The sequence below is a fragment of the Kumtagia ephedrae genome (assembly GCF_003012745.1).
In the GTDB taxonomy this organism is placed as follows: Bacteria; Pseudomonadota; Alphaproteobacteria; order Rhizobiales; family Rhizobiaceae; genus Kumtagia; species Kumtagia ephedrae.
Window position 1 is genome coordinate 1 of sequence record NZ_PXYK01000098.1, and the last position, 255, is coordinate 255.

Below are 255 nucleotides of genomic sequence, written 5' to 3' on the forward strand. Positions count from 1 at the left end.
CGATTGTCCGCGCGTGCTGGCCATCACCGACGCCAATGTCAACGACGCCTGGATCGGCCGCACCGTCCGCATCGAGAGCGGCGCCACCTATGTGTTCGACAAGGGCTACTGCCATTACGGCTGGTGGGCGGCGATCGCCGCCGCGCAGGCCGTCTTCGTCACCCGGCCCAAGTCCAACATGGCGCTCAAGGTGCTTTGCGTGCGCCACCTCACGAGCCGCCGGGGCGACGGCTTCACCGTTCTCGACGATGCCGA

General features: G+C 67.5%; 1 protein-coding gene. It reads left to right on the plus strand.

Annotated features, from left to right (window positions below):
• Positions 1-255, plus strand: a 255-nt coding sequence (locus C7I84_RS29440; protein WP_165816266.1) for a transposase, incomplete at both ends; no start/stop codon positions are given.